Raw genomic sequence first — 15,885 nt, forward strand, 5'->3', positions numbered from 1 at the left:
CACCCTCTTGAAACCGTATATTCTGCTACATATACGGTTCTCGCCTATATAAAACGGAATAACGGTGATTCGTGAATACATCAAACAAGGTTGTTAAACTTGTTGGCTTGAGAGTGTCATCACGTTTATTCTGGAAGTTTTATACTTTTTCAAAAACCCCTCGTTTCAATAAAGTCTACCATCCATACCAAAAACAAATCTCAACTACTCATTTTCCTTGTTCAGCAATCCGGCCAGCAAAGTTAGAATTTCTGATGCATTCTGATTATCCAAATGCAACGAGAAATTCAGGAGAATACCATCATCCGATTTCTGCACGGTAATCCCACTTTGACTGAGTTTAAGCATTTTGGCCCCATCACACTCACAAGCATCAAGCGCTACGGCCTCAAGAGAATCAAGCTCGACTTTCCCGCCAGTAGCAAGCCGATACCATTGTCTCGTGTCTGTCGGAAGAACAATCCTGCGACCGCTTGATTTTTGCTCAATCGCATCCTTGAGTGCATTCCTCGCATCCTCACTACCATGTAGGAGAAATACTGTCCTATTGTTCTCCCTAGTTGGCATGGTTGCATAATCCACCAACTGTGACTGATCAGCATGACCGGAATAGTACGGGCCAATATCAATGATACGACACCGAATGTCTGCTAATCGCAGGCTCTTCCCATCATTCATAATAACTCTCTTATTATATGCATCGTCATCTGTGAACTCTCCCAAGTGTTGAAGCAGATACCCATTGCTTTCAGGACTCTGATAGCCGGTAAGAAGGATGATTGCTTGTTCATCGGTAAGTACATCCTTTAAAATAGTAGGCTGTTTTTAAGAATCAGTGACTACGACACTCTGTGTCACACTTGATGCAATACACTGTCATCAGGAGGCAGCAAATATGCCACAGATGACAGCAGAGACACTTGTCGAGCGGATGAAAAGGATTCCTGAGTTCATTCTCAGCAGGATTGTCGAAATACTCGACTCCTATGACAAGGAAAGCACCGTTGCTGAAGGGATCCTGTTTGAACGTTGCCCAAAATGTGGAGTGGCCCACCCGAGGATCATAAAGGGCGGTAAGACATCCACCGGCAAGCAGATGTTCAGGTGCATGGATTGCCAGCGGCGGTTCACCGCCGACTATGGCACCTACTCATTCTATTCCCACCAGAGCCCCGAAGCCTGGAATGGGCTGATAAAGATGACGATCACCGGCGAGACCTTGGAAACGATCTCGAATGTCCTGGGTGTAAACATCGCCACGGCATTCAGGATGAGGCACAAGCTCATGTGTTCGCTGGAGGACGAGGAAGCCTCGGCCAGAATCTCTGACCAGGCGGAGCTTGACGAGAAATACCTTGTCAAAAGCCACAAGGGCGAGAGGATGAAGCATGTTGCAGGAAAGAAAAGAGGGACTCCTTCTCCCAAGAGGGGCATTTCCCATGACCAGGTCTGCCTCCCCTCAGGAGTGCAGAGGGGAGGAGGCTCCTATCTCAGATCCATTAACATGGCCAGGCCTACATCGGAGGAGATCATGAACCTGCACCCGCACATTGAGAAGAAGACCTATATATGGACCGATGACTGCCCGTCTTACAACAAGCTGATCGCGGCTCTTGAAAGCGACAGCAAAGTGGTCTCGAACTACAAGGACTACGACAGGGTCAATCATCTCAACAACGTCTACAGCTTTCATTCCCTGATTGAGCGATGGTACAACAAGATGGGTGGGGTTGCCTCCAAGTACATCAACAGGTATGCAGCTCTCTTCAATATCAGGTTCCAGGTTGGCAGGATGGATCCAAGCGAGGCTCTTCTGCTGGTCAAATCAAGGTTGAGAGGAATCAAGGGCAACAGCTTTGTGACAATCGAAAGGCTCAAGCAAGAAAAGCTGTTCAGCCCGCCTGAATTGAGATGGGAAGCAGGGCAAACGGCATGAAGTCACTATTTGTTAAAAACAGCCAAATAGTAAGCACATTCCCCTTATCCACCATACCGGAAGAAGTAAGAACAATCGATGTCGGAAAGCCTTGTTCACGCCTCTTGAACGGTAGCTGCAAGTCTTTGGGGCAATCAGGCAATAGGGTTCCAAGCTTATTCCATATAACGTCTTCATCTTTCATCAATTGAAAAAGTTCCAAGAAATCATCGGACAAATACTTTGTTTTCACTTCCTTTTTCACAGATAATGTATCGGCACAATGATCTCTGTACACCTGATTAATGGCCCCCATCAACGGAGAATGCAGGGTAATCGGAACCTGCTTGGCCTTTTTCATCTCCTTCATTGGATATTCATTATCGAGATCGACAAGTGCTCTCTGAAACTCAGGGACAAGCGATTGATACTCTATATCTGCATCACTGAAGGAGAACTCAGCCTGCATATGATTGCGCCAGAGATTACAAAATGCTTGCCATTTAACTCTTGCCATCGAATAATCGCATGACGGAGAATTTCCAATACTCGTATGCAAACCATCCAGGCGTGCGTTCAGCTCCTTCTGTGAAAGCCAGGATGCAACTTCTGAAACAGGCCGTCCATTCTTTTCTGCAATATCAAAGACAAACGCCAAGGTTTCATTGCTGAGCTTACTCTTCTTAACCAATCTGTACGTATTATTAAAAATCGGTAGATCATGAATTCTATTGCTTTCCAGAAGGAATTTCAGATCAATCAGTATCTGTTGAGCTCGATCGAGCGAAAAAGCTGGGATTACAAGCATCGATTCCGTATCAATAGCATCGTTGACAATCTCTTCCAGACGCTTCAATCGATTCTGATGAAGTGAATACTGTTTATCGCGCCGCCGATTGCCATATGTCGATTCCATGATAATGAATTTATCTGCCCCTTCACTGAATGGAAACTGGACGTTCTTGAATAAACATCCCGGAGAAGCCCCTCTTGATGTCGGTCCCAAATCACCGCTCGCATACAAGTACATCCACTTCTTTTTCTCATTCGGCCATCCCTCTTCATAATCATTTTCAGTCCAACGGAAAACATACGAACAGGAACCCAAAATATGCGATGTTCTCAACGCAGTAAATTGAATATCTGCAGAGAGCGCAATATAAGTCTTCGAGAACAAAAAACCTCCGTCCTTATCAATTAAGAACCACCTACTCTCAAACAATTGTAGAATCTCTTGCACTTTCTCTTTGCTGTAACCCTGAATTTTGAGTTGATCTTCCAACATCACCTTACTGATAGCTGCTGTCGCTTTTGTAAAATAGAATTGACCGGAGAAACCGGATTCAAGAAGAAGAGGAATCCTCCCGATATGATCGGCATGGGCATGGGTTATAAAGACTACATTTACAGAAGTAGCAAGCTTCTTGATTTCTGCATCCAGAGTCTGTACTGGGTCATTTTGAACAAGTCCAACATCAATAAGATAACGCAACACAAATAGAATGACTACTGTAAGGACCAGAGGCGCACTCTAGTCTTTACAGCTGGAGGTTCGATGATATTCTTAACTGACGGAGTTAGGAAGCCGGTGGCCGAGTGTCCTAGTTTGTAAGATTCTGGTACATCCAGAAATCTTGTTACACAAAATACTCCAACCCGGTCATCGAAGTCTATCGTAGGGCATGTCGGGGAGGCTTTTGCCTCCCGATATGACCCTGTAAATAAAAATGGTGGATTACGAACCACGCCTATACAGCCTTCCAGCTTCGAACATCCAAAAAGGAGGTGCTGCCATGCCGATGAACATGCAGTACGAACGGGCATTCGGGTTGGATCTCTCGAAGAAGACCTTCCACGGATGCATGCTGGACGGACCCGATCTGGGAAACCGTCATTTCTTCACCGGGGAGATGGGACCGCAGGGCAAAGCCAAGCTTGCAGGTAGGCTTTGCGAATGCGACCTGGTGCTCATGGAAGCGGGGACCTCATCGTTCTCGCTGGCGAGGTTCCTGTTGGAAAACACCGAGGCGGAAGTGGTCGTGCTCAATCCCGCCAAGCTCTACAACATTTTCAACAGTACCCTCAAGACGGATAAGTCGGACAGCGAGAAAATTGCCAGGATTGCCAGGACCATGCCCAGGGATGAGTGGCCTACAGTCTCGATTCCGACTAAGGAGGAGCAGGCTGAGCGGTCAACAGTCTCCCTTGAGGTGTTTCTCGCCCAGGAGATCACGATGCTGGTCAACCGTCTGTATGCCCTGTTCAACTCGATGGGACATCCCTTCATCAAGAAGTCAGACCTAAAGACGGAGGAAGCAAGGTTGACTTTGGCCAACAGACTGTTGTGCGAGGAGGCTCTTGCCATGGAACAGGCAATCATGCTCTCCAACCAGATTGAGCATGTGGCCGATCAATTGGAGCAATGCAAGCAGAGATTGAGGGATATCTGTCTTTCCCACCCAAAAGAGGCACTTTCCCTGCTCTCGTTGCCTGGAGTCGGCCTGATGACGGCAGCATCCCAGATTGCCTTCCTCAATGATGGTTCCCGTTTCAATTCCCCCGACAGCTATGTGAACTATGTCGGGCTCTCAGAGAGGAGGTTTGATTCAGGAACAAAAGTAAGCAAGGGTCATATATCCCACATGGGCAACAAGTGCATCAGGAGGAACATTATCCAGGCAGCCTGGGTGGCCTCAACCAAATTGAAAGGTAATCCACTCTCAATGAAATACAAAGATTTGATATTGAGAGGGAAAAACAAACCTGTTGCTGCGGTCGCGATTGCCAAGAAGATGATTCAGCTGAGCTATATCCTAGTCAAGAGCAACGGAATCTACGAGTTCACCAAACAGCAGGGTCTGGGGGCTTTCCGGAGAAAACTCCAATACCACAAGCTTACACAGTTGCTTGATTTTCTGCCCGAAATCACGAAGAGAGAAATGGAGGAGATTGATAGGACAAAAAGGAAAGAGGCAGCTGCAACTACCTCTAGTCCAAAGAAATTTGCATAAGCTTTGTAACTAAAGTATAGCACTGTTCTCGGAATCTGCAAGCCACCGAGTGGCGGCTTGTGTGCGCCATCAAGTTTAGCATTATCTATGACTAATAAGTTAAAAGTTCCGTTCCTTGAATTTAGGGCTTGACAACAGTAGTCAAATAAAACTCGCCTGTATTAAATTCCAATAATGTTGCTGATCCTGTCACGCATCCCATAGCACCTAAAAACCGGACTCTTGCTACTCGTTTAGCTTCCATTGTATCTCCTTCCGCACATGGTCAAAAGAATAAAGTCATACAAGCCTGTTTGCAATAAAATCTTCACTCGTAGACATACTTATTTTGAATTTTACAATTATTCCTCAAAGCCAATAACTATAAATACGTTTATGTACTCTTCTCCTCAAGCGACAATACAATACCTGCCTTCATACCTATCCATGCTGCTCGCTACAGGCAGGATTTACACATTGCCTGATACTAACCTTCATGATTCGGGCCATATTTGGAAGAACCCATTGTTTTCCTCATCGGACAAAATACGCATACACCCCTCCAGCTGCATCCAAGGCGGCTGACACCCAGTCATACAGACACTGAATTGCTTCTCTGACCTCCAAGAAATCGGCTTGCTCGAACTCCTTGAAGAGTTTCGGCCAAGTAGCATACTCCGAGTAGGGTTCATACGTGTCTTTACACAGTTCCACATAAAGAGTCTTCCAATCACGGTGAGCAAGAATAGCTCTCCAAACTTTAAGAGATGAATTTAGAGACTCCTTGCTGTTGTAATACGGCTCGTTCTCCCAATCAGATGTTTTAAAGGCATGGTGAAACAGCTTCCCGGTAGCCCAGCGTTCAAAGCTTCCAAACATCAGATCCAAGCATAGGCAATACCTCTTTTCATTCCCATCAATGCTCAGCACCTTAGCATCGTCTTGACCTACAAAGAGTACGTATTCCGTATATGGCGGCATCGCCAATCGTGGGTCCATCTTAAACCAAGGATGTCCGCTATACCGCCAATCAAGACCTTGGATGAACAAATGAAGAGTCTCAAGACATAAGTACCCTGTAACACTACTCTGGAAGAACACCAAACCAAATGCATGCAGACCCTTTGACCAATACCCATCCAAGGAATCACTCACCGGTACTTCGTTCGGAGGGAAGGCATGCAAGCCCGAATCGGTGCATAGAGAAATCACCCGCTCAACACGTAAGCCTACATCGATTGCAATTTTGAGGCTTCTCAACGTATCAATAATTGAGCCATCACCGACAGGGAAACTCCAATCCAACAACTGTTCGATGGTGAAAGACTCTTCTCCAGCAGCATCCTCAATCCATACCAGATGTGCGGTAGTATCATGAAAGGTTGAAAAGACATTATCGGGTCCCGTAGTAAGGAGCAAGCCATCATCGACTAGCATCCACTGGGTATCCCCAATCCTTCCATAGCATTTGATCACCCTGCCCTGCAGTTCTACGATTTCCATGAGAAACCGTGCAACATCATGGGTGCACGTACACGCTCCCTCCAAACGGGATTCGCTGGCAGTAATTGCGTTAAACATGTGTATATCCTCCAATAAATGGAGGACTATCAGGATGAGGGTTCGTGAGTCTGAAAGGTAATCATGGAAATCATACTAACAAGTGATGTAAAGAGTGTACAGGAAAAAACAATCGATACGACCACCCAACAATGCCTTAATTTTGCGTTTTGAGTAAAAGAGTCGCTTAGCTACGCCCAGAAGCCCCATACTCCACCCTCGGAACCTTCTTCTTCATCTTCTTCTCTATCACCTTGAAATGAGCTTCCTCTGAAGGACTGACAAACGTAATGGCTTCACCGGGCCTTCCTGCACGGCCCGTTCTCCCGATTCTATGAATGAAGTTTATGGGAGAACGAGGCAGCTCATAGTTGATCACAAAGGGAAGGAACTCAATATCGATTCCCCGGGACAATAAATCGGTGGTAACCAACACCCTGAGGTATCCCTGCTTGAAGTCGCTGAGCAGGTCTGTTCGTGCTCCCTGTGTCTTTCTGCTGTGAATCGACCTGGCCTCAATGCCATTCTTTTGTAATTTCTCCACCACCCTGTCAGCCCTTGCTACAGAAGAAGTGAAGACCAATACCTGATTCATATCCCGGCTCTTGATAAGGTGCCGCAGAAGCGGTCCTTTCTGTTCCTCTGCGATAAAATATGCACTTTGTTGGATGCAATCCAACTCAACTGCTTCCTCTTCGATTTTAATCACCAAGGGATCATGCAACAGAACTTTCTCCAATGCCTGAATACGATCATTCAACGTTGCAGAGAAAAGCAGATTTTGGCGGGCCTTGGGAAGCAACGCAAAAATCTGGTCCATCTCGTTCTCAAAGCCGGCTGTCAACATTTTGTCCGCCTCATCAAGCACCAACATCTCTGCCGAAGACAAAGAGACTGCGTTGAGGGAGATCAACTCCAACAATCTGCCCGGAGTGGCAACAAGAATGCTGACATTGTTCATAGCCATCATTTGAGGATTGATCGACACCCCGCCAAAGACAGCCAGGGTCTTTATCGGCAATCGCGCTTCATATACGTACGTGGCAAACACGGAATGAACCTGAGCAGCAAGCTCTCTGGTGGGAACCAGTACCAGAGCCTGGATATGCCTGCTCTTCATAACCACTTTCTTTTTTTGTATATGCATAAGGATGGGCAATACATAGCCAAGGGTCTTGCCCGACCCTGTCTTGGCAATACCAAGCACATCCCTCTTGCTCAGGACTGCTGGAATTACTTCTGCTTGAATTGGATAGGGCGTTGCGATATGTTCTTTCTGTAGCGCAGCACAAAGAGATTCCGAGACTCCCAAAGAGGTAAATGACATATAAGCTTGATCCTTTCATGCTACGTGTATAGCTATAGTATTGATAGGAATCATATGCCATCGCCTCCTGAGAGTACAGGGGTGCCTAAGTTTGCTGATTACCAGAATCGAATCATGAAATCACGGTTTAAGAGAAAAAAGTATATGTTTTTCGGAAGTTTTTTCTCTATAGAGATAAAACTCTACACTCATTGCATTCTTAATGCTATACTATCTCTATGAATACTCAAGAACAACCACTGATGCCCAGAAAAGAGTACTTGAAGCAACTGATTGCCTGGCGTGAGAAGCATCTTATCAAGGTAATCACCGGAGTCAGACGTTGCGGCAAATCGACATTATTCTCCCTCTATATCAAGTACCTCAAACAACAAGGTGTGCGGGATAGACAGATTATATCGATCAACCTTGAGGACATCGAATTCGAACATCTTCTCGATTACCACTCACTGTATCGATACATCAAGGAACTGTTGCAGAATGATTGTTTCACCTATGTTTTCATCGATGAAATCCAACAATGTAAGGGCTTTGAAAAGGCCGTCGATAGTCTCTTCATCAAGAACAACGTTGATCTGTATATTACAGGGTCGAATGCCTATATGCTCTCAGGCGAGTTGGCTACATTACTTTCCGGAAGATATGTAGAAATACAGATGCTTCCCCTCTCCTTCAAGGAGTATCTTGAGTTCTCCCATGCAAGTTTGGATAACCTCACTCCTTCATTCAATCGCTACTTGAAGCAGGGTTCGTTTCCCTATGTTCCAATGCTGGAGCAACAAGATTCTATTATCAGAACCTATATCGAGGGCATTTACACAACCATCCTGATCAAGGATGTAGCCCAACGCAAGGCCATCACCGATGTTTCCCTCCTTGAACGCATCATCAAGTTCTTGGGAAGTAGCATAGGGAGTCCCATCTCTGCAAAAAAAATCTGTGACACTCTCATCTCCAGTGGCAGAAAAGTTTCAGTCAATACGATAGATATCTATCTTCAGGCATTGCTGGACAGTTACATTTTTTACAAAGTGGACCGGTATGACATCAAAGGAAAAAATTTTCTTAAAACTTTGAGCAAGTACTACATAGTCGACTTGGGACTACGAAACAACCTGCTTGCGAGTTCAGAATCGGATATCGGACATCAGATTGAAAATATTGTATATCTGGAACTCATCCGGCGCGGATATCAGGTATCCATCGGCAAGCTGACGGACAAGGAAGTCGATTTTGTGGCAAAGTCCCAAGAGGGGCTCTCCTATTTTCAAGTATCGGCCTCGGTCCTCGATGAGAATACCCTCAAACGCGAACTTGCTCCGCTCCAAGCGATACGAGACAATCACCCAAAAACACTACTCACCTTGGACGAAATCGGTGCGGGCAGCAACTACGAAGGCATCCAACAAAAGAACTTGTTGCAGTGGCTTGTCACGAGCTAGATGATGATTGACCTTCTATTGGCATACCATGTGTTGGTTTTTGTTGGTGCAAAGGGTCGCACATTTGAAATTTTGAACGCTCAGTGATTTAACATAATTGTATTCGATTTTTCTTTATATCCAATACTTTGAGTAGTATACTCTATCAGATTGTTCTATTAATGCTCAAAGGAGAATACAAAAACGTGAAAAGAAATTTTCTTTTGTCTCTGCTTGTGCTCGCTCTCGTCCTTGGATTATTCACCGGGTGTGAACAAGAGCCTTCGCTCCCAAGAATCGCAGCCACCTTGAAAGGATACAACGATGAAATAACAGCCTTGATTGTATCGCACGTATCAGGCAACGCACCTGAGACCTTTACAGAAGGCACAATGGATACAGTAGATGTGGGATTTACCTGCAGAGTTGATTACTCAGACACCGATGCACTCGATCTGGAAGTGTTCCTACATCATTGGACTGCAGCTGATGGAACCAAAATCAGTGGGTATTTACAAGTGGAAATCGAGTATTATGCAACCCCGGTCTCTATATCCAGCATACATACCAATCGTACCACAATATATTTCGATCGTACGTCGGCAAGCTATGATGCAGACGTATTCGACGGGGATGCATCTTCAGAAACATTTATCGTTGAACTAGACCTGTTCAGGTGTCTTTCCCTGATTGTAGACGGAAAAACGCTGATATCAAGTACTGTCAACCTAAAGTAATTATTCTGCCAAAGCTTGCATACCGTGCATTGTTTGAAAACCGGTTTGCAGGCAATTGGAAATGGTGGTTTTCCTAGTTGTCCATCCATCCCGATCCATTAGCTTGAAGGCACATAAGCGGATGGACTATTCCCAGGCAGATTTCGTTCATATACATTGAAGCATCCGATCACTTGTAATCCCTCCCTCTTTTCTCCCATGTACTACCCTATTGTGGGAGATAAACAATCCATGTGGGAGAAAACTGCTAGCTAAGTATGCATGGACACAGAAAGCCCGTCCTTCTATCCGGACGGGCTTTCATTCCATGCTCTTACTTGTTCAGCGTATCGGTGGCAGTCCCTTCTGCAAGCTCTGCGGCAAGGGCGAACGTCTCACTGAGGGTCGGGTGGGGATGGATGCTCAACCCTACGTCCTGGGCGCTGGCTCCCATCTCAAGGGCAAGCACAGCCTCGGAGATAAGCTCACCTGCATTCCTGCCGCAGATTCCGGCTCCCAACAGGCGCCCTGTCTTTTCGTCATAGAGAGCCTTGCTGACTCCCTCTGAAGCCACTGCGTGTGTTTTGTCAAGCAAAAATCCTTGGTCTAATCACCAGGGAATCCCGTGTCTAATCACGGGAAATTCCCGGGTTTTATCATCTGCACAGGAATCTATGCAGATATCCAGAAACTATGGCTTGTAATCAGGGACATCCTCATATTCATCCTCAATCACAAAGATCACGTTTGGATCCGTTTCCCCATGCAGCTGATGTGCAATTTTACCTTTCAGGTAGGCAAGCTTGTTGCCCAGGTAAGCCATCTCGTTCTCGATCTTGTCCAAGCCGTACAACAGTCGAAGCCTTCCTTCAGGGCTTTGGTACTGCATTACTATCTTTCTGGCCTGCTCATGCAGGTCCTGTTCCGAGTATTCATGCGGGCTGGGTTCTATCCCCAACCGGTCCAATATGATCTGCTCGAGCTCCTCGGTGAATTTTGTACCGTCGTATCGGTAACACGAACGCAATTCACGCAAGTATTGTTTGTCAACGACCATGTTCGTCACCCCCTTTCGACCGCTCGGATGCGGTCTTCCGCATCAATGCATGCTCCATCCGGTAGCTCTGCCCCTCGAACACAAGCAGGTGCCCATGGTGGATGAGCCTGTCGATCATTGCTGCAGCCATCTGCTGGTCGGTGAAGATGCCACCCCACTTGGAAAACTCGAGGTTCGTCGTAAGAATGAGGCTTTTGCTCTCGTAGCTGTCGCTGATGATGCGGAACAGGAGCTGGGACCCCTCCTTGTCCACCGGTACGTACCCCCACTCATCAAGAATGAGCAGATCCAGTCTGCGTATGTCCGACACCAAGCGTTCCAAGACTCCGTTCTTCCGTGCCTCGGCCAGTTTCAGCACCAGCTCGGTCACCGTATAGAACCGGGCTGCAAGGCCCATCTCGCAGGCCTTCATCCCCAGTGCTATGGCCATATGCGTTTTCCCGGTTCCCACCGGTCCATAGCAGACCAGGTTGGTCTTCCTGCCAATGAATTCGCAGCCTTCCAGTTCCACCCTGGTAATGGAAGGCGGCAGGCGCACATGAGAATAGTCGTAGCCTTCCATGCTCTTGGGCATGGGAAACCGGGCCCGGTTGAGCAGCCTGGAGCGTTTTGAGCGTTCCCGGCTCTCCACCTCCATTGACAGCACGTCATGCAGGAACTCTTCCTGCCTCGGCGTTGCCTGCTGGCACAACGCTACCAGTTGTTGGGAAAGGAACAGTTTCCGGCACATGTCCGATATCTCTTCCCTACGTTGGATGCGGATGGTTGAAGTCATCATCATGGCTGCACCCTCCGTTGTTCCAGAAGCTGGTCGTACAACGAAAGGTCGGGACCGGCGTCCAGGTCGGTTTGGTCCCCGAACTCCGCCATCCTCGCCGCAAACACCATTGCATCGCTGAACGGGGCGTTGCCGGGGTTCCTCAGCACCAGGTCGAACGCATCAAGTGCTCTTTCGAAGCTGTAGCGCTCGCTCAGCAGGTTCATCGTTCGCAGGGCATCCTTCAGCGATTCCCTGTCCAGCGCATCGAGATAATCGCGTACGGGGGAGGACACCATCTCCCTCACACCGCTGTTGGGCCACGCTCCCACATTTCTCATGAGTACGGCCATGGAGGTTCTTGGGTCGACGCTGTCGGACCGCTCCTTGCCGAATTTGCGGACGTGGCTCACCAGGATCTTGCGCTTCTCGTCATAGATGTCGACGGTGTGGGCCCGGATGCCCACCAGCACTTCGCTTCCCCGGTATTCGGGACGGGTTGAGTAATGGTGGTTGCCGTCAATCTCCACCTTCCCGTACCCGTCGGCCTTGGCGTACACATACCGACAGACATCAAAACGGTGTCGGGGCAGCGGCAGCAGTGCCTCGCGGTCCTGTTCGAAAAGCTCGCCTATGATTGTGTTCTTCTTGTAATGGGTATTTCCCTGAAAGCTCGTCGCCTGCTCCAGCAAGCCCTTGTTGTATTGCTGCAGGTCGTCGAACTCGGGCAGGGGAACGAACCGGTTCCTGCGGACCGTGCCGATTTTATTCTCGACGCACCCCTTTTCCCATCCACTACCCGGACTGCAGAATCGTATGGAGAAGCCGTAGTGAGCCCTGAATTGGGCGAAGAGCTTCGCTTCCCGTATCTCCTGCCCGATGCGACGACCTGCTCCGGTGGCATTGTCTATCACAACCAGGGGGAAGACTCCGCCGATGAACTCAAAGACGTCCTGAAAGCCCTGGCAGATGCATTCGCTGGTCTCTCCGTTGAACATCTGGGGAAAATCCGCATTTGAATTCGGAAACACGCAGACAAGATAATGCTTGCGCTGCTTGACGCCTCTTTCATAGCAGTCCGCCTCGCCGAAGTCCCCCTGGGCCTCACCCGGATGCCATACCAGCTCCTGGCAGGCCCTGTAACTCGAGCGTTGTGCACGTGTTTTCCTCACATACCGCGATACCGTTGGGTAGGAGCAACCGAATTCCGGATGCAGCTCCACCAACCTGTCATAGACGCGCTGGGCGGTATGGCGCTGTTTCGAATTCTCCTTTTCATCGTTGGAAAGCCATCCGTCTATCTGCGGCTTGTAGGGGTCCAGCTTGCTGGGCAACCCCTCCTTCTTTTGAGGCGGCTTCGGTGAGAAGTCTTCCATGCAGAGGTACTTCCTCGCCGTCTTCTCATCGACCGATACTTCCCTGGCAATCCTTGCCACTGAGTATCCCTCTTTCCTCAAATCTCTGATACAATTGATTTGGGACATGTTGAGCACTTCTCCTTTCTCCTTTAATGTATTTGTTTCTACATCAAAGGTTACTTTCCAAAGGGCAGCTTCTCAACTGTCCCTTTGAACAATCCCGGGAATTTCCCGTGATCAGACCAAGGAAGATGAAGTGATCTTTCTAGGGATTTTTAGTTTACGCTACACACACTGCGCTCAACGCCCTGCCGTTTGCCATCCAGGGGAAGGACCCCTTCTTGAAGGCTATCCCCTTCTGTTTGGCTTCTGCTTCGGTCAGACCGATCCAGGCAACCTCAGGGCTTGTATAGGCAACCGAGGGAATACCCATCGGAGTGAAGGCCGACGCATGACCTGATGCCACCTCTGCAGCCACCTTGCCTTGGTGGCTGCTCTTATGGGCAAGCATCGGGTCTCCCACGACATCACCAATGGCAAAGACATGGGCGACATTGGTTCTGAGCTTCTTGTCCACCTCGATCCAGCCGCGCGTATTCGTCTTGATCGACGTATTCTCCAGTGCAATGCCATCGGAGTTGGCCTTTCTTCCCACAGCCACCAGCACGGCATCGGCTTCGATGGTTTCAGGAGCCTTTTCGCCTTTCAGATGGAGAACGAGGGCCTCCTTTTTCGCCTCCACCTTCTCAACTTTCGTCGAGGTGTAGATCGCCTCATACTGCTTCTTTAGCTTTCTCACCAACGGCTGCTTGAGATCGGCATCGGCAGGAGGAATGAGGGAGTCCATCATCTCAATGATGGTAATCCGAGAGCCCAGGGCGTGGTACATGGTAGCCACCTCAAGGCCGATGATTCCTCCCCCGATGATCGCAAGACGCTTGGGAATGTGCGTAAGCTCCAGAGCCTTCGTAGAGTCCCAAACCCGTTCATCCTCATAGGGAATGCCCGGGATTTGCACCGAGCGCGATCCCACGGCGATGATCAGGTCCTCAAAGGTGAGCTTCAGCTCCTCCTTGTCGGTAACCACCTTAAGACCGGTATCGGAGAGAAACGTACCGGTTCCCACGATGCGCTCGACCTTCCTTGCCTTGCACAGCGAGTCCAGCCCGCCAGTAAGGGTGCCTATCACCGAATCGCGATGGGCCCGGATTTTCTCCAAATCGAAGGTGGGCTTGCCAAAAGAAACTCCAAGAGGAGCAAGTTTTTCGGCATCCTCGATTACCTCGGCAAGGTGTAGCAGAGTCTTGGACGGGATGCAGCCGACATTCAGACACACTCCTCCCAACACCGGGCTCTTTTCGATGAGTGTCACCTTCCTGCCCAAATCAGCGGCACGGAACGCTGCACTATACCCTCCGGGTCCTCCTCCGAGGACCACAAGGTCAGCTTTCTTCTCTTGCATCTCTCTACACCTCCTTAGAGGAGCACCCGACGCAAATCACCCAAAAGGGAGGCGAGATACGTGGTAAAGCGAACTCCGTCGGCACCATCGATGACCCTGTGGTCATAGGCTACGGAGAAAGGCAGGATGTCGCGGGCGACAAACTCCTTGCCGTTCCAAACCGGCTTTTTGGAAAGCCGTGAGACACCAAGAATGGCAACCTGCGGAGGATTGATCAGAGGCGTGAACGCCGTCCCCCCGATTCCTCCAAGGCTTGAGATACTGAACGAACCACCTGAAAGATCTTCGGGCTTCAGTTTTCTCTCCCGGGCTTTCTGGCTCAAGGAGGCAAGCTCGCGTGCAATGTCTGTGACACTCTTAGTATCGGCATCCCTGAGAACCGGGACGATCAAGCCCTCGGGAGTGTCCACTGCAATACCGATATGGTAGTAATGCTTGAGAATCAACTCACCGCCGTCCTCATCAAAGGATGCATTCATCTGGGGGAACTTCTTCAAGGCTGCGACGACCGCCTTGATGATGAAAGCAAGGATGCTGATGCTCACAGGATCGTTGCTCTTCTTCATCTCCTCCTTGAGTGTTCTTCTCAGCTCTTCAAGATCAGTGACATCAGCCTCGTCATACTGGGTGACATGAGGGATGATCTGCCAGCTCTTCTGCAGATGAGGCCCGGAAATTTTCTGGATGCGGGTAAGCTTCCTGCGTTCGGTCTTCCCGTACTTTGAGAAGTCCTCAAGCTCAATCTTGCCGAAAGAGACCGAAGCTGTACCAATTCCACTGAGGGCTTTCTTCACCAAGGCCTGCACATCCTCATGCAGAATCCTCCCGTTGGGCCCGCTGCCCTTCACCAGTGCAAGATCGACTCCAAGCTCCCGTGCATACTTACGCAGGGAAGGAGTTGCATGGTAGACGGCACCTGGTGCCTGCTCATTGATGAACTCAGTGATACGATCCTGCTTCTCTGTCACTTCAACCGGCTTTTCAACCTCTTCGGCAACCTCGGATGCGGGTTCTTCCTTGGGTTCTGCGGGTTGCTCTTTCTCCGTTTCTTTGGCAGGGCTTTGTTCAACTTCCTCTGACGCGACCTCGATTTCGGCCACCACACTGCCCTTGGAGACGGTGTCCCCCTCCTTGAGCAACACCTTGGTTATGGTTCCTGCATAGGGGGAGGGAACATCAAGAACGGCCTTCTCGCTCTCAAGAGCAACCACCGAGCCTTCAGAAGCGATGACATCGCCGACCTTGATGTACACATCGATGATTGGAACGTCTTCAAAATCCCCGATATCCGGGATGAGTATTTGCTTGATTGCCATATTCCC

Annotated in this window: 15 protein-coding genes; 4 read left to right on the forward strand and 11 right to left on the reverse strand. The window is 48.8% G+C overall.

The window, feature by feature from the left end:
* Window positions 1-204 precede the first annotated feature (204 nt).
* A complete protein-coding gene (locus MUG09_RS12985; RefSeq protein ID WP_244771861.1) occupies window positions 205-678 on the reverse strand; it encodes an MBL fold metallo-hydrolase RNA specificity domain-containing protein in 474 nt (157 codons plus the stop codon).
* Between the two features lie 217 nt (window positions 679-895).
* Between MUG09_RS12985 and MUG09_RS12990 the strand changes: the two genes are divergently transcribed.
* The gene (locus tag MUG09_RS12990; RefSeq protein WP_244771862.1) at window positions 896-1,936 is read left to right on the forward strand and encodes an IS1595 family transposase; all 1,041 of its coding nucleotides are present in this window, start codon (window positions 896-898) and stop codon (window positions 1,934-1,936) included.
* Here the strand turns inward: MUG09_RS12990 and MUG09_RS12995 are convergent.
* Complete coding sequence (locus MUG09_RS12995; protein ID WP_244771863.1) at window positions 1,893-3,410, reverse strand: MBL fold metallo-hydrolase; 1,518 nt, start codon at window positions 3,408-3,410, stop codon at window positions 1,893-1,895. The genes MUG09_RS12990 and MUG09_RS12995 overlap by 44 nt on opposite strands.
* Before the next feature lie 298 nt (window positions 3,411-3,708).
* On the opposite strand from MUG09_RS12995, the gene MUG09_RS13000 reads away from it, so the two are divergent.
* Window positions 3,709-4,926, forward strand: coding sequence for an IS110 family RNA-guided transposase (locus MUG09_RS13000; RefSeq protein WP_244771864.1), 1,218 nt, complete (start codon window positions 3,709-3,711; stop codon window positions 4,924-4,926).
* Window positions 4,927-5,047: 121 nt separating this feature from the next.
* Here the strand turns inward: MUG09_RS13000 and MUG09_RS16545 are convergent, their stop codons facing one another.
* From MUG09_RS16545 to MUG09_RS13010, 3 genes are all read right to left on the reverse strand, one after another.
* Window positions 5,048-5,170 (reverse strand): hypothetical protein, encoded by a 123-nt coding sequence (locus tag MUG09_RS16545; RefSeq protein WP_280529367.1) that lies wholly within the window; start codon window positions 5,168-5,170, stop codon window positions 5,048-5,050.
* Between the two features lie 269 nt (window positions 5,171-5,439).
* Window positions 5,440-6,486: a hypothetical protein gene (locus MUG09_RS13005; protein ID WP_244771865.1), complete on the reverse strand. Its 1,047-nt coding sequence runs from the start codon at window positions 6,484-6,486 to the stop codon at window positions 5,440-5,442.
* A 166-nt stretch (window positions 6,487-6,652) separates the two neighbouring features.
* The gene (locus tag MUG09_RS13010) at window positions 6,653-7,792 is read right to left on the reverse strand and encodes a DEAD/DEAH box helicase (protein WP_244771866.1); all 1,140 of its coding nucleotides are present in this window, start codon (window positions 7,790-7,792) and stop codon (window positions 6,653-6,655) included.
* A gap of 218 nt (window positions 7,793-8,010) precedes the next feature.
* Between MUG09_RS13010 and MUG09_RS13015 the strand changes: the two genes are divergently transcribed.
* Window positions 8,011-9,234, forward strand: coding sequence for an ATP-binding protein (locus MUG09_RS13015; protein WP_244771867.1), 1,224 nt, complete (start codon window positions 8,011-8,013; stop codon window positions 9,232-9,234).
* A gap of 185 nt (window positions 9,235-9,419) precedes the next feature.
* Complete coding sequence (locus tag MUG09_RS13020; protein WP_244771868.1) at window positions 9,420-9,950, forward strand: hypothetical protein; 531 nt, start codon at window positions 9,420-9,422, stop codon at window positions 9,948-9,950.
* Window positions 9,951-10,263: 313 nt separating this feature from the next.
* On the opposite strand, the gene MUG09_RS13025 is transcribed toward MUG09_RS13020, so the two are convergent.
* The 6 genes from MUG09_RS13025 to MUG09_RS13050 all read right to left on the reverse strand — a co-directional run bounded on the left by MUG09_RS13025 (window position 10,264) and on the right by MUG09_RS13050 (window position 15,879).
* Window positions 10,264-10,524 carry a hypothetical protein gene (locus MUG09_RS13025; protein ID WP_244771869.1) on the reverse strand — a complete coding sequence of 87 codons (261 nt, stop codon included), beginning with the start codon at window positions 10,522-10,524 and terminating at the stop codon, window positions 10,264-10,266.
* Between the two features lie 96 nt (window positions 10,525-10,620).
* Window positions 10,621-10,986 carry a hypothetical protein gene (locus tag MUG09_RS13030; RefSeq protein WP_244771476.1) on the reverse strand — a complete coding sequence of 122 codons (366 nt, stop codon included), beginning with the start codon at window positions 10,984-10,986 and terminating at the stop codon, window positions 10,621-10,623.
* Window positions 10,976-11,767 carry an IS21-like element helper ATPase IstB gene (gene istB, locus MUG09_RS13035; RefSeq protein WP_244771475.1) on the reverse strand — a complete coding sequence of 264 codons (792 nt, stop codon included), beginning with the start codon at window positions 11,765-11,767 and terminating at the stop codon, window positions 10,976-10,978. The genes MUG09_RS13030 and istB overlap by 11 nt, the downstream gene beginning before the upstream one ends.
* On the reverse strand, window positions 11,764-13,227 hold the full coding sequence (istA, locus tag MUG09_RS13040; RefSeq protein ID WP_244771474.1) for an IS21 family transposase: 1,464 nt from the start codon (window positions 13,225-13,227) through the stop codon (window positions 11,764-11,766). Before istA ends, istB begins: the two co-directional genes overlap by 4 nt.
* Window positions 13,228-13,381: 154 nt before the next feature.
* On the reverse strand, window positions 13,382-14,563 hold the full coding sequence (gene lpdA, locus MUG09_RS13045; protein WP_244771870.1) for a dihydrolipoyl dehydrogenase: 1,182 nt from the start codon (window positions 14,561-14,563) through the stop codon (window positions 13,382-13,384).
* A gap of 14 nt (window positions 14,564-14,577) precedes the next feature.
* Window positions 14,578-15,879, reverse strand: a complete 1,302-nt coding sequence (locus MUG09_RS13050) for a 2-oxo acid dehydrogenase subunit E2 (RefSeq protein ID WP_244771871.1) — start codon at window positions 15,877-15,879, stop codon at window positions 14,578-14,580.
* Between the last annotated feature and the right edge of the window lie 6 nt (window positions 15,880-15,885).

This window comes from Sphaerochaeta associata (assembly GCF_022869165.1).
Taxonomy (GTDB): domain Bacteria; phylum Spirochaetota; class Spirochaetia; order Sphaerochaetales; family Sphaerochaetaceae; genus Sphaerochaeta; species Sphaerochaeta associata.

Coding starts and splice junctions, on each gene's coding strand:
- MUG09_RS13000 (WP_244771864.1), top strand. CDS start 3,709: ATGCCGATGAACATGCAGTACGAACGGGCATTCGGGTTGGATCTCTCG.
- lpdA (WP_244771870.1), bottom strand. CDS start 14,563: ATGCAAGAGAAGAAAGCTGACCTTGTGGTCCTCGGAGGAGGACCCGGA.
- MUG09_RS13010 (WP_244771866.1), bottom strand. CDS start 7,792: ATGTCATTTACCTCTTTGGGAGTCTCGGAATCTCTTTGTGCTGCGCTA.
- istA (WP_244771474.1), bottom strand. CDS start 13,227: ATGTCCCAAATCAATTGTATCAGAGATTTGAGGAAAGAGGGATACTCA.
- MUG09_RS13050 (WP_244771871.1), bottom strand. CDS start 15,879: ATGGCAATCAAGCAAATACTCATCCCGGATATCGGGGATTTTGAAGAC.
- MUG09_RS12990 (WP_244771862.1), top strand. CDS start 896: ATGCCACAGATGACAGCAGAGACACTTGTCGAGCGGATGAAAAGGATT.
- MUG09_RS12985 (WP_244771861.1), bottom strand. CDS start 678: ATGAATGATGGGAAGAGCCTGCGATTAGCAGACATTCGGTGTCGTATC.
- MUG09_RS16545 (WP_280529367.1), bottom strand. CDS start 5,170: ATGGAAGCTAAACGAGTAGCAAGAGTCCGGTTTTTAGGTGCTATGGGA.
- MUG09_RS13005 (WP_244771865.1), bottom strand. CDS start 6,486: ATGTTTAACGCAATTACTGCCAGCGAATCCCGTTTGGAGGGAGCGTGT.
- istB (WP_244771475.1), bottom strand. CDS start 11,767: ATGATGATGACTTCAACCATCCGCATCCAACGTAGGGAAGAGATATCG.
- MUG09_RS13030 (WP_244771476.1), bottom strand. CDS start 10,986: ATGGTCGTTGACAAACAATACTTGCGTGAATTGCGTTCGTGTTACCGA.
- MUG09_RS13015 (WP_244771867.1), top strand. CDS start 8,011: ATGAATACTCAAGAACAACCACTGATGCCCAGAAAAGAGTACTTGAAG.